This window comes from Xanthomonas sp. NCPPB 3005, from assembly GCF_041228095.2.
Classification (GTDB): domain Bacteria; phylum Pseudomonadota; class Gammaproteobacteria; order Xanthomonadales; family Xanthomonadaceae; genus Xanthomonas_A; species Xanthomonas_A bonasiae.
Map to the genome: position 1 here is coordinate 1,031,535 of NZ_CP166096.2, position 22,634 is coordinate 1,054,168.

20 protein-coding genes and 1 other RNA gene are annotated in these 22,634 nt (G+C 65.4%); 10 read left to right on the forward strand and 11 right to left on the reverse strand.

All coding sequences use genetic code 11. The annotated features are described in order from the left end of the window. Nucleotides 1-467 precede the first annotated feature (467 nt). Nucleotides 468-3,353, forward strand: a complete 2,886-nt coding sequence (locus AB8810_RS04475) for a TonB-dependent receptor (protein WP_206257378.1) — start codon at nucleotides 468-470, stop codon at nucleotides 3,351-3,353. A 292-nt stretch (nucleotides 3,354-3,645) separates the two neighbouring features. Here the strand turns inward: AB8810_RS04475 and AB8810_RS04480 are convergent, their stop codons facing one another. The 4 genes from AB8810_RS04480 to AB8810_RS04495 form a co-directional block, all read right to left on the reverse strand. After that, a complete protein-coding gene (locus tag AB8810_RS04480) occupies nucleotides 3,646-4,413 on the reverse strand; it encodes an endonuclease/exonuclease/phosphatase family protein (protein WP_179567270.1) in 768 nt (255 codons plus the stop codon). Between the two features lie 28 nt (nucleotides 4,414-4,441). Beyond that, nucleotides 4,442-5,272, reverse strand: coding sequence for a thiol:disulfide interchange protein DsbA/DsbL (locus AB8810_RS04485; RefSeq protein ID WP_191825279.1), 831 nt, complete (start codon nucleotides 5,270-5,272; stop codon nucleotides 4,442-4,444). Between the two features lie 118 nt (nucleotides 5,273-5,390). Then, a complete protein-coding gene (locus AB8810_RS04490; protein ID WP_191825280.1) occupies nucleotides 5,391-6,032 on the reverse strand; it encodes a thiol:disulfide interchange protein DsbA/DsbL in 642 nt (213 codons plus the stop codon). An 85-nt stretch (nucleotides 6,033-6,117) separates the two neighbouring features. Then, nucleotides 6,118-6,939 (reverse strand): c-type cytochrome, encoded by an 822-nt coding sequence (locus AB8810_RS04495; RefSeq protein WP_191825281.1) that lies wholly within the window; start codon nucleotides 6,937-6,939, stop codon nucleotides 6,118-6,120. 129 nt (nucleotides 6,940-7,068) lie between these two features. Here AB8810_RS04495 and yihA point away from each other — a divergent pair, with 129 nt between their 5' ends. Next, nucleotides 7,069-7,692: a ribosome biogenesis GTP-binding protein YihA/YsxC gene (yihA, locus tag AB8810_RS04500; protein ID WP_179567262.1), complete on the forward strand. Its 624-nt coding sequence runs from the start codon at nucleotides 7,069-7,071 to the stop codon at nucleotides 7,690-7,692. A 709-nt stretch (nucleotides 7,693-8,401) separates the two neighbouring features. On the opposite strand, the gene AB8810_RS04505 is transcribed toward yihA, so the two are convergent. The 5 genes from AB8810_RS04505 to AB8810_RS04525 all read right to left on the reverse strand — a co-directional run bounded on the left by AB8810_RS04505 (nucleotide 8,402) and on the right by AB8810_RS04525 (nucleotide 12,000). Next, nucleotides 8,402-9,394 (reverse strand): MBL fold metallo-hydrolase, encoded by a 993-nt coding sequence (locus AB8810_RS04505; protein ID WP_369915676.1) that lies wholly within the window; start codon nucleotides 9,392-9,394, stop codon nucleotides 8,402-8,404. A gap of 107 nt (nucleotides 9,395-9,501) precedes the next feature. Then, nucleotides 9,502-10,332: a helix-turn-helix transcriptional regulator gene (locus tag AB8810_RS04510; RefSeq protein WP_206257381.1), complete on the reverse strand. Its 831-nt coding sequence runs from the start codon at nucleotides 10,330-10,332 to the stop codon at nucleotides 9,502-9,504. Nucleotides 10,333-10,598: 266 nt separating this feature from the next. Further along, nucleotides 10,599-10,675: non-coding RNA, sX9 sRNA (locus tag AB8810_RS04515), on the reverse strand. A 61-nt stretch (nucleotides 10,676-10,736) separates the two neighbouring features. Next, entirely contained in the window at nucleotides 10,737-11,159 is a 423-nt protein-coding gene (locus AB8810_RS04520; protein ID WP_191825284.1) for a VOC family protein, read from the reverse strand. Nucleotides 11,160-11,304: 145 nt separating this feature from the next. Further along, nucleotides 11,305-12,000 carry a VIT family protein gene (locus AB8810_RS04525; protein ID WP_191825285.1) on the reverse strand — a complete coding sequence of 232 codons (696 nt, stop codon included), beginning with the start codon at nucleotides 11,998-12,000 and terminating at the stop codon, nucleotides 11,305-11,307. 220 nt (nucleotides 12,001-12,220) lie between these two features. Between AB8810_RS04525 and AB8810_RS04530 the strand changes: the two genes are divergently transcribed. The 7 genes from AB8810_RS04530 to AB8810_RS04560 all read left to right on the forward strand — a co-directional run bounded on the left by AB8810_RS04530 (nucleotide 12,221) and on the right by AB8810_RS04560 (nucleotide 18,314). Then, nucleotides 12,221-13,585: a glutamate--cysteine ligase gene (locus AB8810_RS04530; RefSeq protein WP_369915677.1), complete on the forward strand. Its 1,365-nt coding sequence runs from the start codon at nucleotides 12,221-12,223 to the stop codon at nucleotides 13,583-13,585. 393 nt (nucleotides 13,586-13,978) lie between these two features. Beyond that, nucleotides 13,979-14,308: a hypothetical protein gene (locus AB8810_RS04535; protein ID WP_369915678.1), complete on the forward strand. Its 330-nt coding sequence runs from the start codon at nucleotides 13,979-13,981 to the stop codon at nucleotides 14,306-14,308. 1,085 nt (nucleotides 14,309-15,393) lie between these two features. Beyond that, entirely contained in the window at nucleotides 15,394-15,846 is a 453-nt protein-coding gene (locus AB8810_RS04540; protein ID WP_369915679.1) for a hypothetical protein, read from the forward strand. A 64-nt stretch (nucleotides 15,847-15,910) separates the two neighbouring features. Beyond that, on the forward strand, nucleotides 15,911-16,480 hold the full coding sequence (locus AB8810_RS04545) for a hypothetical protein (RefSeq protein ID WP_206257385.1): 570 nt from the start codon (nucleotides 15,911-15,913) through the stop codon (nucleotides 16,478-16,480). A gap of 20 nt (nucleotides 16,481-16,500) precedes the next feature. After that, on the forward strand, nucleotides 16,501-17,088 hold the full coding sequence (locus tag AB8810_RS04550) for a hypothetical protein (RefSeq protein ID WP_369915680.1): 588 nt from the start codon (nucleotides 16,501-16,503) through the stop codon (nucleotides 17,086-17,088). Nucleotides 17,089-17,401: 313 nt separating this feature from the next. Further along, nucleotides 17,402-17,803, forward strand: coding sequence for an Imm10 family immunity protein (locus AB8810_RS04555; protein WP_369915681.1), 402 nt, complete (start codon nucleotides 17,402-17,404; stop codon nucleotides 17,801-17,803). A gap of 55 nt (nucleotides 17,804-17,858) precedes the next feature. Beyond that, the gene (locus AB8810_RS04560) at nucleotides 17,859-18,314 is read left to right on the forward strand and encodes a hypothetical protein (protein WP_369915682.1); all 456 of its coding nucleotides are present in this window, start codon (nucleotides 17,859-17,861) and stop codon (nucleotides 18,312-18,314) included. 1,606 nt (nucleotides 18,315-19,920) lie between these two features. Here AB8810_RS04560 and AB8810_RS04565 read toward each other — a convergent pair. Beyond that, on the reverse strand, nucleotides 19,921-20,304 hold the full coding sequence (locus AB8810_RS04565) for a hypothetical protein (RefSeq protein WP_372530415.1): 384 nt from the start codon (nucleotides 20,302-20,304) through the stop codon (nucleotides 19,921-19,923). 321 nt (nucleotides 20,305-20,625) lie between these two features. Here AB8810_RS04565 and AB8810_RS04570 point away from each other — a divergent pair, with 321 nt between their 5' ends. Further along, nucleotides 20,626-20,958 (forward strand): hypothetical protein, encoded by a 333-nt coding sequence (locus AB8810_RS04570; protein WP_369915685.1) that lies wholly within the window; start codon nucleotides 20,626-20,628, stop codon nucleotides 20,956-20,958. A gap of 154 nt (nucleotides 20,959-21,112) precedes the next feature. On the opposite strand, the gene AB8810_RS04575 is transcribed toward AB8810_RS04570, so the two are convergent. Next, nucleotides 21,113-22,615, reverse strand: a complete 1,503-nt coding sequence (locus AB8810_RS04575) for an ATP-binding protein (protein WP_369915686.1) — start codon at nucleotides 22,613-22,615, stop codon at nucleotides 21,113-21,115. Nucleotides 22,616-22,634: the final 19 nt, after the last annotated feature.

Genomic DNA, 22,634 nt, shown 5'->3' on the forward strand with positions numbered 1-22,634 from the left:
CCGGTGCCAGCTGCGCTTGGCGTGACACGGTGCATTGGGCTGTCGCCGCACGCTTGGCGCTGCATCGAGCCGTGTCCGCCCCGCGCCGTCGGAGGCCGCGAGGCGGTGGCGCAACCGGGCGTAGCGGTGCGACGCGTGCAGCCATGTCGCCGGCCGCGTTCGCACCGGCAAAAACACCGCGCACTTGGCTTCCCGTAGCTTGCCGAGCCGGCCGGCGCGATCGGCATGCCGTTGTCTTCGCCATGTGCCGGTGCTCGCTTGCCTGACGCGCACTGTCCTGCGGTGGCCCGAATCGAGTCCGGGTGGACTGCGCCATGTCTACGAAATCGTCCAGTCGGTCCGCGACTGTCCGAATCGCGGTCCGATTGCTTGCTTAGGGTTTACGTTTTGTTTACAAGGTAGGCCACGCCGTCGCGGTGCAGGGGGTCGCAGCGGCCGACCCACATCCTTTCTGGAGAGAGAGACGGATGAATTGCCTGCACCGCCATCCTTTGGTTTTCGCGGTTTCCTTGTCCTTGCTGGCCGGTTCGCCCGCGCTGGCCATCGCCCAGCAGGCCGCGCCCGCTGCCCCCGAGTCCGCCACCACCCTGGACAGCGTCCAGGTCACCGGCACGCGCATCCGCAAGGCCGAGCTGGAGGGGCAAGTGCCGGTGCAGACGCTGAGCCGCGCCGACATCGAACGCACCGGCCTGACCTCGATCGGCGACGTGCTGCAGGAACTGACCGCCTCCGGCTCGGCGTTGAACACCAAGTTCAACTCCTCCGGCAACTTCGGTTTCCCGCCCGACGGCAGCGGCGTCGGCGCCGGTTCGGCGCAGGTGGACCTGCGCCATCTGGGCGCCAAGCGCGTGCTGGTGCTGGTCGACGGCATGCGCTGGGTCAACGAGTCCTCGGCGTCCGGAGTGGGCGCGGCCACCGACCTCAACACCATTCCGCTGGCCATCGTCGAGCGCATCGAGGTGCTGGAAGACGGCGCCTCCTCGCTGTACGGCTCCGACGCGATCGCTGGCGTGGTCAACATCATCACCCGGCGCAAGTTCGACGGCGGCCAGGTCACGCTGAACTACGGCCAGTACGACAAGGGCGATGGCGCCAGCAAGGGCGTGGACCTGGCCTGGGGCCACAGCACCGAACGCACCAGCCTGTTCCTGGGCGCCAGCTACACCAAGCAGGATCCGATCTATGCGCGCGACCGCAAGCAGTCGCTGTATCCGGTGCCCGGCACCGGGCTCAGCTTCGGCAGCTCGGCCACGCCGGACGGCCGCTTCATCTTCGTCGATCCGGTCACCGGCGCCGAGCAGGACCTGACCCCGAACAGCGGCGCCGGCACGCCGACCTACGACGGCAGCGCCGGCTGCACCCGCAGCGACGGCTACCACTGCTTCGGCACCGCCGACCGCTACAACTTCGCCGCCTCCAACCTGTTGCTGACCCCGTCCGAGCGCAAGGGCGTGTTCGGCCAGTTCCGCTACTTCTTCAACGACGACGTGCAGTGGTACCTGAAGCTGCTCGGCAACCGCCGCGAATCGACCAACCAGGCCGCGCCGGAGCCGATCTTCCTCGGCCCCGATGCCGGCACCGGCAATCCGCTGGCCGACAACATCGTCATTTCCGCGGCCAATCCGTACAACCCGTTCGGCTTCGACCTGGATTCGTCCAGCAACCTGATCATGATCGGGCGGCGGCCGGTGGAAGGCGGCGCGCGCGTGTTCGAGCAGCGCGTGGACACCCAGTACGTCGGCACCGGTTTCATCGGCAGTTTCGAGAGCGCCGACCGCACCTGGTTCTGGGACGTCAACGGTGCCTACAGCAAGAACAAGGCCGAGCAGACCAACTACGGCAGCTACAACATCTACAACATCAACCTGGCGCTGGGCGACCCGGCCGCCTGCGCGGCGGTGGCCGGCTGCGTGCCGCTGGACATCTTCGGTGGCGCCGGCAGCATCACCCCGGAGATGCTGCGCTGGATCCAGCCGGTGGTACGCGACCGCAGCCAGAACGAACTGACCCAGTTCACCGCCAACCTCAGCAGCGACCTGTTCACGCTGCCGGCCGGCGCGGTGTCCTTCGCCACCGGCGTGGAGTACCGCAAGTACGAGGGCTGGTACCAGCCCGATCCGTTGACCGTGATCGGCCACTACAACGGCGTGCCGTCGCTGCCGACCGAGGGCAGCTACAACGTCAAGGAGGCCTACCTCGAACTGAGCGTGCCGATCTTCGCCGACTCGCCGCTGGGCGACAAACTGGACCTGAGCCTGGCCGGGCGCTATTCCGACTACTCCACCTTCGGCGGCGAATTCACCCCGAAGTACGGCCTGCGCTGGCAGGTGTCGCCGGACTTCGTGCTGCGCACCAGCTATGCCGAAGGCTTCCGCGCCCCGACCATCGGCGAGCTGTACGGTTCGGCCGCGCGCGCCGACCTGACCCTGTCCGATCCGTGCTCGATCGGCCTCGGTGGCACCGCGCCGCGCGGCAGTGCAGCCAACTGCGCCACGCTCGGCGTGCCGGCCGGCTATCAGCAGGCCAACTCGCAGATCTCGGTGACCACCGGCGGCAACCGTGCGCTGGAGCCGGAGAAGGCGCGCAGCTTCAGCGCCGGCTTCGTGTGGAGTCCGTGGTTCGCCAGCAACGTGCCGTGGTCGGACCGTTTCGACGTCGAGGTGACCTTCTACCGCCACGACATCGACGGCGCGATCCAGGCGATCAACGCGCAGACCCAGCTCGACCTGTGCGTGGACACGCTGGATGCGACCTATTGCGACGGCATCACCCGCGCTTCCACCGGCGGCATCAACGGCTTCAACAACCGCCTGACCAACCTGGGTTCGATCAAGACCGACGGCTGGGACGTGGATCTGTTCTGGACTTCGCCGGAGACCGCGGCCGGGCGCTTCAAGATCGGCTGGCAGAACACCTTCGTCACCCGCTACGTCGCCACCGGTGCCGCCGGCCAGGTGCAGCCGCAGGAACCGGGCGTGGAAGTGGTGGACAGCGCGATCCCGGAGTGGACCAGTAACCTGACCCTGGACTGGTCGTTGAACCGCTGGAACGCCTCGTGGACGGTGCGGCACATTTCCGAACTGACCGAGCAGTGCGGCGACGCGGTGGCGTTCCCGGTGTGCAGCAACCAGGCCGCCGGCACCAACACGCTCGACGCGATCACCTACCACGACGTGCAACTGGGCTACCGCTTCGACTGGATGAAAGGCCTGACCGTCAGCGGTGGCGTCAACAACGTCTTCGACAAGGATCCGCCGATCTGCCTGTCGTGCTCGCTCAACGGCTACGACGCGTCGACCTACGACATCCCGGGTGGCCGTTATCTGTACGTGCGTGCGGATCTGAAGTTCTAGGGCGCTTCGATCCGGAAGCGGCCACTTGTGGGAGCGACCTCAGTCGCGACGGGCGTTACCGATAAATCCCGTCGCGACCGATGGCCTGGGCCATCAAGAGTCGCTTCCGCAATTCCTTGCGAGCCGCCGCATTGTCGCTTCCACAATGCTCCTTGCGAGCCGCCGCATTTCTGTAGGAGCGGCTTCAGCCGCGACGCTTTACCGGTAAAGCCCGGTCGCGGCTGAAGCCGCTCCTACAGGGAATGCCGCCGCCGCACCGCCAATGCATGCGCACAGGAAACGCAGCAGCTGGCTAGCGCAGCATCGCCTGCGGCACTTCGATCTCGGTCGCCACTGCCAGGTGGTCGGAGAACGCGGCGGGGAGCGCGCGCTGCTCGTTGCAGCGCAGGCCGTCGCTGACCAGGATGTGGTCGATCGCGCGCTGCGGGCGCCAGCTGGGGAAGGTCGGTACCACGCAGCCCGGCGGTTGCAGCCGGGTGCGCTTGTACAGGGCCTGCATCTCGGGCCGGTCGGCGACGCAGTTGAAGTCGCCCATCAGCACCGCGTTGGGATGGTCGGACAACAGTTCGGCGATGAACGCCAGTTGCGAGGCGCGCGAGTTGGCGCCCAGCGACAGGTGCGCCACCGCGATCGCCAATCCTTCCGCACCGTCGCCGAACTTGGCCAGCAGCACGCCGCGCCCGCCGAGCCGGCCGGGCAGCGGATGGTCCTGCACTTCGACCGGCTCCAGCCGGCTGAGCAGGCCATTGGCGCTGGAGGCCACGCCGCCCATGCGCCGGTTCGGCTGGTGGCTCCAGTAGTTGAAGCCGGCGCGCTCGGCCAGGTAGTGGGTCTGGTTGGTGAAGCCCGAGCGCAGGCTGCCCGGATCGCTTTCCTGCAGGCCGACGATGTCGTGCTCGCGGGCCAGCTGCGCGATCGCATCCAGGCTGCTGCGCTTGCTTCCCGCCGGCAGCGCATGCGACCAGCTGCGGGTCACGTAGTCGCTGTAGCGGCGCGTGCTGGAGCCGGCCTGGATATTGGCGGTGAGCACGCGCAGCGTGCGGGTGGCGGGGGCGGTCACGGCAGAGCGGCCTGGTGGGAGCGGGAGCTTACTTGGCCAGCGCCGCGCGCTCGCGCGCGATCAGGTGATCGGCGATGCGCAGGATGTCGTCGTAGTTCTTGCCCTTGACCAGGTACTTGCCGTTGACGATCAGCGACGGCGTGCCGCTGATGCCGCTGCGCACGGCGAACTGCTTGGCGCGGTTGGTCTTGCTGGTGACCGCGAAGCTGCCCATGGTGTCGGCGAACTGCTTGGGATCCACGCCGTACTTGGCGTAGAAGCCGGCGATGTCCTGCACCGAATCGCGGCCGCGCTCGCCCTTCAGGGTCTCGTCGACGTGGATCGCCTTGTACAGCGCCTCGTGGGTCTTTTCCTGCACGCCCAGCGCCTCGGCGGCGTAGAACGCACGCGCATAGTCGTCCCAGGGGCCGCCGAACATCGCCGGCACGTAGACGAAGTGCACGTCCGACGGCAGGCCGGCCTTCCACGGGCCGATCAGCGGCTGGAAGCGCGCGCAGGCCGGGCACACGTAGCCGAACACTTCGGCCACTTCGATCTTGCCATTGGTCGGCTGGAACGGCTGGCCGCCCGCAATGTCGACATAGTCGGTGCCGGCGACGGGCTCGGCTCCGCTCGGCGCACGCGCCGCGACCGGCGCGGCCGGCGTATCGGCGGCAGGCTGCGCAGCGGCATCGGTCGTCGGGGTGGAGGCGGTTTCGGCAGTGGCGGCCGGCGCGGTGTCGCTGGCGGCGGGCGCCGCCGGCGCTGCGGCCGGCGCGTCGGCAGCCGGGGCGACGGTGTCGGCAGAGCCGTCCTGGGCCTTGCATGCGACCAGGATCGGCAGCAGGGCCATCAGGGTCAGGGCGAAGCGGGTCTTCATCGGCGACATCTCCAGCAGGATGGGGGGCAAAACGCCTGCCGCGCCGAAACGCGTGGCAGGCAACCCCGGCATGATGCCATGGCGTGGATGAAGCGCCGTGTTGCGGGTTCGCGCGGGATTACTTGCCCGCGCGCTCGCGAGCGACCAGCGCATCGGCGATGCGCAGCATGTCCTGGAAATTCTTGCCCTTGACCAGGTACTTGCCGTTGACCACCAGCGCCGGGGTGCCGGGGATGTCGCTGCGCGCGGCGAAGTCGCGCGCGGCCTTGACCTGCGCGGCCACCTGCGGGCTGCTGTAGGCGGCAACGAAGTCCTGCGGCTTGACCCCGTATGCGGCATAGAACGCGGCCAGCTCTTCCGGCGCCACGTTCTGGACCGGCACGCTGTGCTTGTCGTGGATCGCCTCGAACAGGTCGTGGTGGCTGCGGGTCTGCACGCCCAGCTTCTGCGCGGCATAGAAGGCGCTGGCGAAGCTGTCCCAGAAACCGCCGAACGCGGCCGGCACCAGGGTCACTCGCACGTCCTTGCCCTGCTTGCGCGTCCACTCTTCCAGCAGTGGCTCGAAGTGCGCGCAGTGCGGGCAGGTGTAGCCGAACACCTCCACCACTTCGATCTTGCCGGCCAGCGGCGCGAACGGCTGCGGTTTGGCGATCAGCGCGTAGTCCTCGCCTTCGACCAGGGCGGCGGTCTTGGGCTGCGCGCAGGCGCTCAGCGGCAACAGGGTGAGCAGGCACAGCAGCAGGCGGGGCAGACGGTTCATGCGATCTCCATGGCAAAAAACGAACGCCGGTCGTGACGACCGGCGCGAGGGGGAAGCGGTGCGGCGCCGCGACGGCGGCGCACGCTCAGGATTGTTGCGCAGGCGCCGCCTGTTGCGGCGAGACCGGCGCCGGCGCGGCCTGCGCCGCGGCCGCGTCGTCGGCGCGGTCGTGCAGGCCCTGCAGGTAACTGCCCAACGCCTTCATCTCCTGCTCGGTCAAGGGCTTGGCCACCTGCGCCATGATCTTGAACAGGGCCGGGTCGCGTTCCTGGGTGGTGCCGGACTGGTACTCCTGCAGGCGCCGCGCCACGTAGTCGGCATGCTGGCCGCCCAGGTGCGGATACGCCGGGCCGGGATTGCCGGCGCCGGTGGGGCCGTGGCAGGCCATGCATGCCGGAATCCCGCGCGCCGGATCGCCGCCGCGGTACAGCTGCTGCCCGACCTCGTAGAACTTCATGCCGGCGTACGGGCCTTCGCTGACCACCGCGTCGTCGGCGATGCCGGCACCGGCCTTCTGCGTGGCGAAGTAGGCGCCGATGTCGCGCATGTCCTGCGCGCTCAGCGGCTGCACGAACGGCAGCATCGCCGCGACTGCGCCGGAGGTGCGCTCGCCGTGCGCGATCAGGGCCATCTGCCGCGCGCTGTAGCGTTCGCTCTGGCCGGCGATGCGCGGATACATCGCCAGGGACGGGTTGCCGTCGGCGCCATGGCAGGCGGCGCAGGCCGCCGCCTTGGCCTGGCCGGCCTTGGGATCGCCCCAGGCGACCTTGCCGACGTCGCCTTCCAGCGGCGCGGTACGCACCGGCGCGTTGTCGGGAATGGGAACCACCGAGGTCTGCGCGAACGCGACCGCGGCGGCGATGGAAATTGCTAGACCGGCAAAGGCAAGAACGCGAGCGTGGCGCATTAGCTGAAGCTCCGTGTGACCCGACCCGCGGCTGCCAGGCCGGCGACCGCACTCGCGCGATTATCCCCGCGCGGCGCCCTGCCGGTCAACGAACCCCGCCAGGAGCGGCGGACGTGCGATCCTAGCGCCATGTCGCTGCTCATCGAACGTGCCCAATACCTGCTTTCCGCCCACAATCCCCGGCAGCTGCCGGAGGACGGGGGCTGGGAGGTGGCCTTCGCCGGCCGCTCCAACGCCGGCAAATCCAGCGCGCTGAACGCGCTCACCCGGCAGAACGCGCTGGCCCGCGTGTCCAAGACCCCCGGCCGCACCCAGCAGCTGGTGTTCTTCCAGATCCAGCCCGAGCGCTATCTGGTGGACCTGCCCGGCTATGGCTATGCCAAGGTGCCGCTGGAGTTGCAGGCGCACTGGCAGTCGTTCATCGACAAGTATTTCCGCACCCGCGAGGCCCTGCGCGGCCTGGTGGTGGTGATGGACATCCGCCACCCGCTGAAGGACTACGACCGGCAGATGCTCGGTTACGCGGTGCAGCGCGGACTGCCGGCGCATGCGCTGCTGACCAAGGCCGACAAACTCGGCCGCGGCCAGCAGGCGCAGGCGCTGCAGCAGGTGCGCAAGGACCTGTCCAGCTCCTTCGGCGACACCGTCAGCGTGCAGCTGTTTTCCGGCGAGACCCGCCAGGGCGTGGACGAAGCGCGTGCCATCGTCGGCGGCTGGCTGGGGCTGGACACGGAGCCGACCGCCACGGCGTGAGCGCGGCGGCGCCGGACCTCCGGCGTCTTCTGCGCAGGCGCTGCCTGCGATCGATCGCGAGCGGCGGACGCGTCCGTTCTGTCTGCGTTGGCTGCATCGCATGCGCGATGCCGAGCGCCCGCAGGGGCGGATGCCGGTACGGGCGCATTCTCATGCATCCAAGCACCGCGAGTCGCTTCGCGCCGGACCCTCACCCCCAACCCCTCTCCCGGCGGGAGAGGGGCTAGTCGGCTGTTCCTTCTCCCGCCGGGACCATGGCCCCCTTTTCGGGGGAAGGTGCCCCGCAGGGGCGGATGAGGGTACGGGCGTAGCCTCGTGCACCCAACTCCGCGAGTCGCTTTTGCGCCGGACCCTCACCCCAACCCCTCTCCCGGTGGGAGAGGGGCTAGCAGCTGTTCCCTTCTCCCACCGGGAGAAGGTGCCCCGCAGGGGCGGATGAGGGTACGGGCGTAGCCTCGCGCCTCCAAACGCCGCGAGTCGCTTCGCACCGGACCCTCACCCCAACCCCTCTCCCGATGGGAGAGGGGCTAGTGCCTGTTCCCTTCTCCCACCGGGAGAAGGTGCCCCGCAGGGGCGGATGAGGGTACGGGCGTAGCCTCGTGCACCCAACTCCGCGAGTCGCTTTTGCGCCGGACCCTCACCCCAACCCCTCTCCCGGTGGGAGAGGGGCTAGCAGTTGTTCCCTTCTCCCACCGGGAGAAGGTCGCACTCAAGGTGTGGCCGGCAACGGCGCGAACTCGGCCGGGACCCAGGCGAACGCGTCGCCGTCGCGGCGCACATGGCCCAGGCCCGGGAACGGCAGATGCGCGCCGGCCACCCACCAGCCGCCGTCGGCGGCCTGGGCCATGGTGCGCCTGCGCGCGGCGATCGCCGCCGTGCGGTCGCTGTCGGCTTCGTAGGAAGCCTGCGGCTGCGCGAACTGCACCGCGTGGTAGTGCACCAGGTCGCCCCACACCAACACCTGCTGGCCATCGCCGCCGTCGAACCGGTAGGACACATGGCCGGGCGTATGTCCGTGCGTATCCAGCGCCACCGCACCGCCGGGCAACGCATCGCCGGGACGGAAGCGGCGCAGCCGGTCCTTGGCCTGGTACGGTGCGGCCGCCGCGCGCGCCAGCGGGAACGCGAACTTCAGCATCTGCGGTGCGCTCGCTTCGCTGGCCGGATCCAGCCAGTGCGCGGCATCGGCCGCGCTCAGCCACACCGTGGCGTTGGGATAGGCCGCCTGTCCCTGCGCATCGAGCAGGCCGCACATGTGGTCCGGGTGCGCGTGGGTCAGCAGCACGTCGTCCACCTGCGCCGGCGCGTAGCCGGCCGCGCGCAGGTTCGCCAGCACCTGGCCCAGGCCGGGGCCGAAGCAGGTGGCGGTGCCGGTATCGACCAGGGTCAGGTGCGTGCCGTCCTGGATCAGGTAGGCGTTGACCGCGGTCTGCAGGCCCTTGGCGGTTTCCGGCACGTAGCGATGGTCGAGCAGGCGCGCGATCGCCTCCGGGGCGATGTTCGCCAGTTGCGCGCGCGGCAGCGCCACGGTGCCGTCGAACAGGGCGGTGACGCGCAACCGGCCGATTGCCTGGCGATAGACGCCGGGCACCTGCGTCTGGCTGCTGGCCGGCGCGGCGGCATCGGCGGGGGACGGCAGCGTCAGCGCCGCGCTGGCACTCAGGGCCAGCGCGCACAGCGCGCGCAACGGGAACATGGACATGGGGACTTCCTGGCAGAGCGGCAGGCGCCGCGGTACCGGCATGCTGCGCCTGCGCCGCTGCGCGATTCGCTCATTCCGCTGCGCGCGGCGCTCAGCGCCGACGCGGCTCAGTTGCCGATGCTGGACGGGTCCAGGCCGTAGCGTTGCTGGAAGCGTTGGCTGAAGCTGCGCACCGAACGATAGCCGGCGTGCGCGGCGACCGTCTTCAGCGGCCAGCGCGTGGTGTAGAGCAGCTGCATCGCATGCGCCAGGCGCGCATCGGCGAGCAGTTCGCGCAAGGAGGTGCCTTCGCTGGCCAGGTGTCGGCGCAAGGTCGCGCCGCTGAGGCCCAGGCTGTCTTCGATGTCGCGCGAGCGCCAGGCGCGTTGCGGCTGCGCGACGACCAGGTCGCGCACCTGCGCGGCCACGCTCGGCGCCGGCGGCATCAACAGGCCGCCGTGGCCGCGCCGGCACAGTGCCACCACCAGGGCCGCCAGCGCCAACCGCGCCTCGGTGTAACGGCCGTCCTGCAGCGCCTGCCGCCATTGCAGCAGGGTGATGCCGAACTCCTCGGCGCGCAGCCGCGCCAGTTCCGCGCCGGCAGCGGGCAGCGGTTCGTTCCACAGCACGCGCGCCGCGCTCAGCGCTTCTTCGCACAGCGGCACCAGCACGCTCAGGTACAGGCCGCTGTGCGGATCCGGGATGTTGACCACATCAATGCGGCAGCGCTGCGTCACCAGGAACAGGTCGCCCGGCACGAAGTCCAGGGTTTGTGTCGCGGTGCGCACCTGCTTGCGTCCCTGCACCAGGATCGCCAGGTGCGGCTGCGGGATATCCACCGAGCGCGCCCCGTGTTCGCGACGCGCGGTGATGCAGGCATAGCCCTCGGCCTGCGTGCAGTCGGCCAGGCTGGCCAGGCGCGCCAGCAGCAAGGCGTCGGAAGAAGTGGTGTCGGCCATGGCCGTGATACTAGCGCGGCGCGGTGCGCGCGTGCTCAGAGTAAAGCACCGGGTCGCTACGTCGCAGCCGGCAGGACCAGCACGACTACGCTGGTGCCGGCCCCGCAAACTGCCGGTCTCGGCGCACCACAGGTCGCTTCCCAGCGGGTTGGCCGTCCGCGCCTCAGACAGCGACGCATATCGCCTCAAAGTGCATCACACACTTTAGCCAGCGGCGATCGAAAGTACCGGAGCGCCCCACGCCATGCCGGATGAGACTTTAGAGTGGCTAACAAAACGTCGCGAGCAGTCGCCACGCTGGCGCGGGCGGCGCACAGGAACTGCAGCGTACAAGTGGGGACATGAGGATTCCGAGCGCTGCACGCGCCCGGCCGGCGGTTGCGCAGTCGTTGTATTAGCTACTCTTACCTGGGAGGTTGCATGACCTCGATGGTGATCCCGTCGGGCCCGCTGACGTAGGCAACGACGGTTCCCGCGCGTGGCCCGGCCTCGATCGGTCGCGGAGATCCTTTCAAGTGCCATCCCTGCGCCTGGATCCTGGCGACAGCCACGTCGATATCCGTCACGGTGACGGCAAGATGGGCCGCGCCGATCGCGCCAGCGCTTGCGGGTGTCTTGCCCAACGTGCGGGCTGTCGAGTATTCCAGCAGTTCGATGGGAAAGCCGGCAGGCGATACCACCAGCGCCATGCGGCAACGAGGATCGTCGACGCCCGTCACCTCGCGCAGGAAATCGCCGCCCATTTCGCCTGTGCGGACAAGTTCGAAGCCCATGGCCTCAGTCCAGAACGCGATCGCCTCATCCAGCGATGAAACGGAAAATCCCATGTGGTTGACGACGAAGGTACCAGTGTTGATTTTCAGTACTCCAGTTCAGGTTCCGCTTCGAGCGATGGGCGTGCGGTCGCCTCGCACTTCGGGGAAACACGTGTCGGCCATGCCGGTGATGCTACCCAGTACGGTGCGCATCCGCTCACACATGCACGCCGAACACGTGCCCGATCGCGCCGCTGGCGAGCATCGCCGCCGCGCCCCAGAACACCACACGCACCGCACCGCGCACGCCCGAAGCGCCGCCGGCGCGCGCGGCCAGCGCGCCGGTCAGCGACAGGCCGACCAGGGTCGCCGCGCCGGTCACCCACAGTTGCCGGCCGTCCGGCGCCAGCCACGCGGCCACGACCGGCAGCGCCGCGCCGGTGCAGAATGCTGCCGCCGACGCGGCCGCCGCCTGCAACGGCCGCGCGCGCAGGGTCTCGGTGATGCCGAGCTCGTCGCGCGCATGCGCGCCCAGCGCATCGTGCGCGGTCAACTGCTCGGCGACCTGGCGCGCCAGCGCCGCGTCCAGCCCGCGCTGGCGGTAGATGCCGGCCAGTTCTTCCAGCTCGCTGTGCGGGTCCTCGCGCAACTCGCGGCGCTCGATCGCCAGGTCGGCGCGCTCGGTGTCCACCTGCGACTGCACCGACACGTATTCGCCGGCGGCCATCGACATCGCGCCGGCGACCAGGCCGGCGATGCCGGTCGCCAGGACCGCCGGCGCGGGCGCGCCGCTGCTGGCCACGCCGACCACCAGTCCGGCCACCGACAGGATGCCGTCGTTGGCGCCGAGCACCGCGGCGCGCAGCCAGCCGGCGCGATCGGCGCGATGCAGTTCGGAGTGGGCGGGGCGCATCGGCTGCCTGCAGGGCGGGGAACAGGCCTGCAGCCTAGCCGAGCGCGCTGCGGCCGGCGGTGCTGCGTCTCACTCTCGCTGGCGCCGACCGGGCGGATCCGTGGAATGCTGCAGTACCGCCGGTAGCGATGTGGGCTTCGCGCCGGTCACGCTATAGTGCGGCCCTTGCGAGGCGGGCGTTCCATCCCCACATCGCCTCATCTTCCGTGCGAGCCTGCCCTTGTCGAGCCCAAGCCACGTTGCCGAAACGCCGATCACCGACCGCAACGAACTGGTCGAGGTGCTGGCCTCCGGCGAAAAGCCCGAAGCGCAGTGGCGCATCGGCACCGAACACGAGAAGTTCGGCTTCCGCCTGGACGACCTGCGCCCGCCGACCTTCGACGGCGAGCGCGGCATCGAGGCCCTGCTCACCGGCCTGACCCGCTTCGGCTGGGAGCCCGTGCAAGAAGGCGGGCATACCATCGCGCTGCTGCGCGACGGCGCCTCGGTGACGCTGGAACCGGCTGGGCAGCTGGAGCTGTCGGGCGCGCCGCTGGAGACCATCCACGACACCTGCGTGGAAGTGGGCAGCCACCTCAACGAGGTCAAGCAGGTCGCCGACGAACTGCGCCTGGGTTTCCTCGGCATGGGCTTCCAGCCGAAGTGGCGCCGCGACGAGATGCCGTGGATGCCCAAGGGCCGCTACCAGATCATGAAGAACTACATGCCCAAGGTCGGCAAGCTCGGCCTGGACATGATGACCCGCACCTGCACGGTCCAGGTCAACCTGGACTACGCCAGCGAAGCGGACATGATCAAGAAGTTCCGCGTGTCGCTGGCGCTGCAGCCGATCGCCACCGCGCTGTTCGCCGACTCCCCGTTCACCGAGGGCAAGCCCAACGGCTACCTCAGCTACCGCTCGCACATCTGGACCGACACCGATGCCGACCGCACCGGCATGCTCGACTTCGTGTTCGAGGACGGCTTCGGCTACGAGCGCTACGTCGACTACCTGCTCGACGTGCCGATGTACTTCTCCTACCGCGACGGCACCTACGTCGACGCCAGCGGGCAGAGCTTCCGCGACTTCATGCAGGGCAAGCTGCCGGCGTTGCCGGGCGCGCTGCCGACGCTGCGCGACTGGTCCGATCACATGACCACCGCGTTCCCGGAAGTGCGGCTGAAGAAATACCTGGAAATGCGCGGCGCCGATGCCGGCCCGTGGGGGCGGCTGTGCGCGCTGTCGGCGTATTGGGTCGGCCTGCTGTACGACGATGCCGCACTGGACGCGGCCTGGGACCTGGTCAAGGATTTCAGCCTGGTCGAACGCCACGCCCTGCGCGACGGCGTGCCGAAGCAGGCGCTGAAGCTGCCGTTCCGCAACGGCACCGTGCAGGACCTCGCCGCCGAGTCGGTGAAGATCGCCCTGGACGGCCTGCGCCGCCGCGCGCGTTTGAACGGCGACGGTCAGGACGAATCGCGCTTCCTGGAACCGCTGGTGGAGATCCTGCACGCCGGCGAGACCGCGGCCGAGCGCAAGCTGGCGCTGTATCACGGGGCGTGGCAGGGCGATATCGATCGGGTGTTTCGCGAGTTTGCTTACTGATCGGTTTGCGACGACTGCGGTCGATGCAACTGGCGGTCCTCTATCGTAGCCTCGCTTCGGAGAGCGGCTTCATCGACGGCGTCGCATCGCACTCCCATGCTATTCGGCGTGCGCCCGCTTGGTGCACAGGGAGAGGGGCGCAGCCGGAGCCGGCCTGGGAGTTTCTCCCACGCTGCCGAGAGTAGATACCCCGTTACGCCTTCACCGTCACGGGTGTAACTCATACGCCTGTGCAAACGTCGGATAACGCGGTCGCTGTCTGTGGCCGAACCGCCATCCATGAGCCGGCAAGTCGCTGAAAGGTAATGGGAATTCACCTCTTTCCAGACTTCTTCCGATGGTGGATACTCGGTGCAACACCGCTTTTAGGCGGTCCAATAGTAGTTAGGTCCCATGACAAGCAATGAAGCTGCCGCACGTAAGGCTTTCCTTGTCAACTTGCTGGCGGCACGCTCGCGGTCTGGCACTTTCTTCGGCTCGCTCTGGGCAAGTCGCTGGCCGCTGCTCCAATGGATCGCCATTCTTGTTGTCTTCGCCGCGTTCTTCGGCTACACATTCGGCGCCGCATACGTGCCTAACGTCGTAGCGGCGGGCATCGGGCTTGTTCTTGGGCTCGTCGTCAGCGCACGCCAGGGTCACCGCACCTGGCCATGGCTCTCGAGCGTCATAGACTGGGGAAAGGTCGAAAGCGACGTCGCGCGGGCTCCAGAAGATGGGCCCTAACAATTCGTCCAAGCCGACGCCGCTTCGCGGCGCGGCTTAACTCAGGCGTTAGGCCGCAATAGAGATCACGGGGAATCTGTGGGCACGATTGAGATCAACAAAGACGGAAAGACCTACGAGGCTGAGTATTCTATTGAGCAGGGGCTTGTCACTGTCTACGGTGATCGTGATCAAGAAACCACTCAGCTTGGCGGGCTTAGCGAACAACAAGTTGCAAAGTTCCTTCTTAGCAGTCTTATCCGCAAAGGTTACATTGATCCCATTGGGCCAGATGCGGCCTAACAATTCATTCAAGCCGACGCCTCTTCGCGGCGCGGCTTAATTCAGGCGTTAGGCCGTAGTGGAGCAATAGCATCGGGGCTCTCATCTTCGATCAGTTCACTGGCGCCCACGCGGTCGGCTCCGGACAGTGGTTCTCACCGCAACTGGCATCGGACAGTCCGCCGCTTTGTCATTTCGTGTCACTGCTGTGCGGCACTCATAGCGCCTAGCTTTGGAGCCAACAGGCCCCGTGGCATTGCGGCGCAAGCTTCATCCCGCAAGCTGTGGCACACTCGGCTCAGGCGGGCAGTGCTGGGGAGCACGGTTGCGGTCTCAGCCGTTTCGGCCACTCACTGCCTAACAACTCATTCAAGCCGACGTTGCTTCGCAACGCGGCTTAATTCAAGCGTTAGACCGCATGTTGAGAGTTGCCCTGGCGTTGGGAATATCCTTGATCGTTGGTTGCGCCGTTAACCCGATCATGAGTGGGTCGCCTCAAGCGGCCGAACTCGTGCTTCGAGAATCGCAGGAAGAGCAACCTACGAATAGAGTTGGTGGCATGTTTGTGATTGGTGGGCAGCCGGTGCCGGACAATCAGCACTTCGGTGTTTGGGTCTCTCCAGGGTCACACAAGGTAGAATTTCTGTGCCCTGGCTGGATGTTCATAGACGGCTACCCGGCAGTTCGGCACAGATTTGAGGCTGGTCGTCGTTATGAGCTGGTTTGCGACAATGGTCCGCCTCGGATTGAGCTGTCCGAGAGGCCTAACTAATCATTCAAGCCGACGCCTTTGGCGCGGCTTAACTAAGGCGTTAGACCCCTTCATGCGCCGCAAGGTGATTCAACATTTTGCAAACATGCTTCCTCAGAGATTCCTGGATCTTCCCGAGGGGCTGGATCTAGCGGTCTTGGCGAGGGAGAAGAATGGCGTAGTGGAGTTTGATTTTCTGCAAGGAACCGCCTCAATTGATGGCCTCTCCAAGCCAGAGATGCGCACCGGTGCTAGCTATCGAGAGTGGCTCTTAAAAGAGTCGGAGGCGCATAACATTCCCGCGGACGCACTGCTGCATGCATCGATGAATGTCGCATTCGAGGTCACAGGAATCGAGGTCAAGGAGTCCTATGGTCATGTCTTTCATAGCGCACATTTCAGCTTTGAGTGCACGAGTGAGCTACGTACTGATGAAAGGTCTTACATCTGCCGATCCTCAGGTGCCAAGGCATGGAGTTACGGTCACTACTGGGAGCAGTTGTATGGCGCGGGGCCAGTGGCCTAACCAATCATTCAAGTCGACGCCTTCGGCGCGGCTTAACTCAGGTGTTAGCCTTCCGAGACAGATCATGCGTAAGCTTCTGGCAGTCGCAGCACTATTTCCGGCCTTCGCTGTGGCGTCTATGCCGCCGGACAGCATCAACGACCTTTTCGCTGGCACGTGCATGAAGCACTTCTACTCGCAGGACGCTCTGCGGAAAGCCATGAGCGACATAGGCGCTCCGGAGGCTCCAGTAGAGAAGGCGGAGTTCTTCCTCGCCGGCAAGCCAGGCAAGGCGTGGTTCGTTGTAGCGCCCTCCACCGCATATGTGGTCGCGCTCAGAGATGACTCTGTCTGCGCAGTTTTCGCTCAGCGCGCCAACGCTGATCAAGCTCATTCAGGCTTCTCGAACATGGTTGGCACGGCCCCGGAACCGCTCGTGGCCACGGCACAGGACGCAACCGCGCTTGGCCCCCAAGCCCCGCAGACTCGCACAACAGCCTACTCGTGGTCGCGATCAGAAGACAAAGATCAGCTTTTGTTTGTCCTTACCACCTCGGACAGCGCTGACGCCACTGCTCAGGCAATGGTTTCAATGTCACTGGTCGGCAAGGCTAACAATTCGTTCAAGGCGATGCCGCTTCGCGGCACGCCTTAACTCAGACGTTAGAGTCCACTATGGATCATGGCTATGTGCTTGAGAAGCTGATCCCTTATCGCCTCGGCGCGGTGAGCTCGCTTGGTGTTGCACTTAAGTACTTACAACGCTGGGATTCGCCTAAAGAAATGGAAATTTATTTCAGTGGCAGTCTTGCTATCGAGGGAAACTCTTACGGGTTCACCAACCCCGTATTTGAGTCTGGGCTTATCCACTGCCGCGCCTTGCTCGAATTTCTCGGCCTTTGCTCCAACCGCGCCGGCACAGAGTTAAAGAATCTCCAGCTGCCGCGGCGTAAAGACGACATCGGCATTGAGCATTTTTCGAATGCCAGCGGATCGCTCCCGTTAGTTACACCAGAACAGGCATTGGGGCGATATGCCGGAGAGAGCACAGAGGCAGAACAGGCCCTGCTTGCTGTTTTTCACGCCACCAACAAGGGTCTAGCACATTTGACTTCGGGATTAGATCTCGCTCGGAGCGATGCGAGACTAATTGAAATTGCCAGCCGCGGTGTTCCCGCTCTAGTAATTAGTCACCTTTACACTCCTTTAGAGAGGTCAGCGCCGCAGGGTGTGGTTACAAGCAGGGCTCGCGGTGGGCTCTAATAATTCATTCAAGTCGACACCGCTTCGCGGCGCGGCTTAATTCAGGCGTTAGGCCGCTCGCCATAGACTATGAGCTACGACATTTATCTGTATGACGCAAGATTTCTCCGGACAGCCATAGAGTCAGGGTTTGGAGATTGGACCGGTTCACCTCATCTATCGGATGAGGTGATTACTGCGGCAGGGCGTATGGCCAAAAATTTCGGCTTCGTCCCCAAACTCCACCCTCCGGGATTTGCTGAGTTCTTATTGTGTCAGGGTGTCACACCGACGCCGTTCACGGTGCGACTCAACTCAGGCCTCGGGTGTCCGAATGACGTCATTCGCGTTTGAGGCAAAGAGCGTCGCGGTGGCCCACTCCGAGGGTGAGTTCCATCTGGTCGGATTCGCCAATCACGAGTCCGATGTCGAATGCTACTTCATGCTTCAGCGCGCCCTGGAATTCGACGAGCAAGACGTTTCCCTTGGCATGGATACCTATCACGTCGAGTGGTGCGGCCAAGAAAATTCGGGCTATGGCGGCATCTCTCGGTTCTTGCTTTTCCGCGACCACGCTGAGATCACGTTTGCTCCTGGCGGGGCGGGTGCACTGGGCGGCTTGGAGCTCCTCGGCATCTCCTTTGAGCTGACGCCTTCCGAGTACTCGGCGTTGTTGGAGGCTCTTGCCGACATCTTTGAGGGGAGCGGTTGCCTTGTCGTCGCCGATGCCCAATAGTCCCGTCAAGCCGATCCACTCCACGAGTCGAATCAATTCAGGCATTGGACGCACCATGAACATTCGCGGTATCGGTATCGGCATCTGCTTGCTCGCGTTATCGTTGCCTCAGCAACTCGGCGCTACGAGCATCGACTTCTCCAGCATCGCATTCGCCCCCGGTCGCCCGATGCTGAGCGATTCGCTTGCGGATGCTGTTCAAGATCGGACGTTGTTGAAGGAAGCAATAGCGCTCAATCTCCAGTTGATTCGACGGGTGCCGCATATCAAGTATCAGGTCGCTGGCTATGCGGATGGAAAAGAGTGCACTGGTTCAGGATGTCACGACCTTGCATTGCGCCGAGCACGCCTGTTTCAAGCGGCGCTCATGGCCAGCGGTGCTCCAGCGCACATTTTCTGCCACCCGGCAGCGATGGATCGCCCTTGGCCCTCCAGCTACGTCCCTAGTGCCGACGAGCTCGTAATCGGGCGACAGGCTACCCTCCAGCCGGTATTCGATGGTTGCGCCTGACAATTCTCAATTCGACGCCGCTTTGCGGCGCGGCATGGCTCGGATACCTGCCTCCATGAAAATTTTCAGAAATTTATTCGCCAAAAGCACAGTGGAACAGCGTCCCGAGTTTCCGGAGGGCATGCTCCGTGAAGCGAGAGCCAATCCGGGCGGATGGGTGTACGAGATCTCGAGTCAGTACGACCCCAATGGCGCGGTTCCGCCTCACGCAATCAAGGGCGCCTGGCGCGTGGATGACCGAGGCGAAATCGTTCCCGGGAGCTACACACCCAATCCCAACTTCCGGCCGGAGCCGTAGTGCTTCCAGTCACACGCAGGTGCATCGTGCGGTTCAGCGCCGCGCCCAACCCCTCATTCCAGCCGGGGCCGCATCGCGGCTTGGCCTAGTTCAGGCGCAAACGCAATGGGAACGCTTCGAAGGCTTGCGGCGGCTCTTCTCCTGGCGGCCGGAACTGTCGCAGCTTTGCTGGGGGCTTTCCAGGTCGTTCGCGTTCTTTGGGCCATGGCTCATCCGCCAGAAGGCGTGTTCGAGCCGCTCATACCTTTGCTTGTAGGGGGCCTGGCATTGTTGGTGGGCCTTTGGCTGCTCAAGGTCGGGCGCGCGTTGCGACCGGCTGACGGGACTGGCTCCGACTAGTTCGCCTCTGCTCGCCTTGGGTCATACAATCCATGCAAGTTAAACCGGCTTTGCGGATCGTCTAACTCAGGCGTTGGATGCCATGTCCAAATTTAGCGTGCTTTTCGGTATCGGCATCTGTGTTGTGGTTGTGCTGTCTGCCACTTCATGCTGCGCCAAATGGAACCATCTGGATTGTCGAGGGCAACAGGATCAGGCTGGTTGACCGCAAGGAAACGAAGGGCTGACGCTTCATTCTCGAGCCGCTTGGTCACTTGGCGAGCGTCGGCAGCCAACCGGGCGGGTCAAGCGTATGGTGTGGCTTTGTTTTGCTATGGCCGCCTTCTTCACTATGATTCGCACGGTGTTGATGACCTCGGCAGGCGCGTGGGTGGTCGGTCAGCGGAGGCCGTCGAGAGATTTTTTGTGTGAGCCGTAGCGATGCATTCAGGTAGAGGCGGCTTTGCGGGCGGCTCCATGCAGGTATTCGCTATCATGAAGAAATCTATCTTTGTTTCCCAGAATTCCCGCGGCCGGCGACTCGCCGCCTGGTCTCTCTTTGTTGCCCTGTTCGTATCGGGATATTCTTCCTTTTCTATCTGCATCCTCGAGTAATGTAAGGCTACATCGCGGACAGTCCTGACTTGCCCAGGACCGATACCGGCCAGATCGATTACTACAATCAGCATGGCAAGATCGTCTATTTCTCGCATTCGCAAGAGATGAAGCTTCTTCTTCTGCAGCTGGCTGGGGTCACGCAGCTGATCGCTGCGGGTCTGGCCTGGAAGTTCTTGAGCAGGAGCCAGCAGGTGTCTTAGAGGATAGTTATAAAGAGATCATTCAAGCCGAATCCGGATCGCAGGTGCTTGCTTGGAGATGGGGGCATGGCGAGTCCGGATCCGCTTATCGAATCAGCATAATTCATTCATTCAATCTCATATGACCCACTCGCATGCGTTTCTGTCCTGGCCTTTCGATCTTCCGATCAATTCAGGTGTGTTCACCACCAGGCAGGTTCTCGAAGGACTGCAGCCCGTCCGTGAGGTCTACCATGATCACGACGGCGATTGGCAGTTTCTGTGCGGAACCACGTTGGACCGGGAAGACCTCAAGTTCGTTTGCCTCGGCTGTATGGTCGAGAGAGATCCTACGGTAGGCGAGCTCTCGGAAATGTCGCCAGGCTGGTACGCTGCGCGGCAAGGTCATGGCGCCGAGTGGATCCAGGAGCCATACGCGGATCGTGAAGATGAGGCTTGACGATTCGATCAAGCAGGATCTGCTTTGAAGGATGGCGGTCTTCGGGTGTCGGTGGCTTTTTCTGAGGATTCCAATGAACGTGACGCTCTTGTTGTCGGCAGTGGTGGTCTTCGCCAATGTCCTCGCGTCGGCGGCAGTACTTCGCGTCCCTGTCTTTTCTCCAGCGCAGCGCTTGTGGCAGCTGGCACTCATTTGGCTGGTTCCACTCGTCGGTGCAGTTGTTTGTGGCGTGTTTGCAGCCTCTCAGGCACATGTGCCTGCTTCGCCCGGCACAATCGACCCGCTCTATCTGCCTTCGGACGGAGGTGGCTCAGATGACCTGAGCGTCGGATCGTCTGGTTGTGGCGGCGAAGAGGGGAGCAACTAGTGTTGCCGTCAACTCATTCATCCAGGCCAACGTCGCTCCGTGACGTGGCGTAGTCCGTGCATGGGGTAGCGATGACCGTCATCAGCAGGCTTTTCGCCAACTTTTCCTGGCCGATCTACTGCCGCAGCTATCTCGTCACGCTGGGTGCGCTCTTTATCGGATTGGGTTACTTGCTCGTGGAGCACCAAACGGGAGGAGTCGGCGCGCTTTCTCAGGGCTATCAGCTTGGACTCAGGCTTGCCTTGTTCGTTGGAATCCTCCTGGTGCTTGCGGGCCTGTTCGGTTCGTCTCGCCTGATCGACGGCTGGGCCGATAGTTGGTCCGGACACGAGATCGCGCTCGTGCTCATGCTTCTGGCGGTTCCTTTGTACTTCGTGCTTGTTCCAATCTATCGACGCCGCTAGGCTGCCGCCTCGCTGCTTCTTCGGATCCTCGTTGCTCCGCAACGCCGCTTCATTGGGGCGGAACGGCATGCGTGCCGTTTTGCTGGACGAGTCTGGTTGGTGTCGTGCATGGAGCGCCGAAGATCACGGCGCGATGCGTAACGCCGCCGCCGCCTCAGCTCGTCGCCGCCGCCTGACACGGCAACTCCACGCACACCCGCAGCCCGCCTTCGGGGCGGTTGGTCAGGGTGATCTCGCCGCCGTGGGCGAGGACGATGCTGTGCGCGACCGACAGGCCCAGGCCGATGCCGCCGGTGTCGCGGTTGCGCGAGTTCTCGCCGCGGAAGAACGGCAGGAACAGTTGCTCGTGCTGCGCCGGGTCGATGCCGGGGCCGTCGTCGTCGATCCACAGCGTGCAGTCGGCACCGTCGCGGTGCAGTTGCAGGCGCGCGCGCTTGCCGTACTTCAGCGCGTTCTCGAGCAGGTTCATCACCATCCGTCGCAGCGACAGCGGGTCGCCATCGAGGGTGATGGCCTGGCCTGCGACGAAGCTGACTTCGGCGCCGGTGTCGCTGGCGTCGTCGACCACGCTCTCCACCAGCAGGCGGAAATCCAGCGGTGCGCGGGTGCCGCGGCGGCTGTCGTTGTGGATGAAATCCAGCGCTGCGGAGATCATCGCCTTCATCTCGTCGATGTCGGCGATGGTCTTGTCGCGCAGCGGCGGCTGCAGGCCTTCCAGGCGGAACGCCAGGCGCGCCAGCGGGGTGCGCAGGTCGTGGGCGATCGCCGCGACCATGTGCGTGCGCTCGTTGATCAGGCGGTTCAGGCGCGCCTGCATGGCGTTGAACGAGTCGGCGGCCTGCACGATTTCGCTGGGGCCGCTGCGTTGCAACGGCTCGGCGTTGGGATTGCGGCCGAGCCGGTCGGCGGCTTCGGCGAAGCGGCGGATCGGCGCGGCAAGGGCGCGCGAGAACCACCAGGCCAGCGGCAGCATCGCCAGCAGGCCGGCCACGAACAGCAGCGCGACCTGGGTCTTGAACGCGGTGGAGAAGCGCCGCGGTGGCGACACCACGCTGCGCCAGCGGCCGTCGGGCTGTTGCAGCGCGGCGGTGAAGCCGCCCAGCAGCGGGGATTCGGGGGCGAAGCCGCGTTCGCGCCAGTGCGATCGCATCGCGCGCATTGTGGTGCTTGCGGCGCCATTGGCGACGAGGGCGGACTCTTCCGGCGGCGGTTGCTGCCCTGCTGCGTCGCCGAACGGCGGCGGACCGTGATCGGCGAACGGCGGCGGCGGCCCGCTTCCCGGCGGGCGGTCGTCTCCGGCCGGGGGCGGTGGCGGGCGCTGCTCGTCCTGCGGGAAGTCCAGCGCTGGCATGTTCTGGCTGCCGCTGCGATAGAAGCGCACCCGGTCCGGTACCACGTCCAGCCACATGGTCATCATGCGTTCCGCGAAACGGTCGCGGATCTGCCCGGTGGCCGGCAGCGGTGCTTGCGCGGTGTCGTGCACCTTCAGCGTCTGCGTGCCGGCCGGCATCTTGGTGGTCAGCAGCGCGATCACCTCCGGCGGATGCACCGGCATCTCGTACACCGGCGTGCGCAGCACCAACAGGGCGATGCCGATCAGCTGCGCGGTCAGCAGCGCGGCCAACAGCAGCAGGAACGTGCGGGCAAAGATCGACATGCCGCGTCGCCCCCGTTGC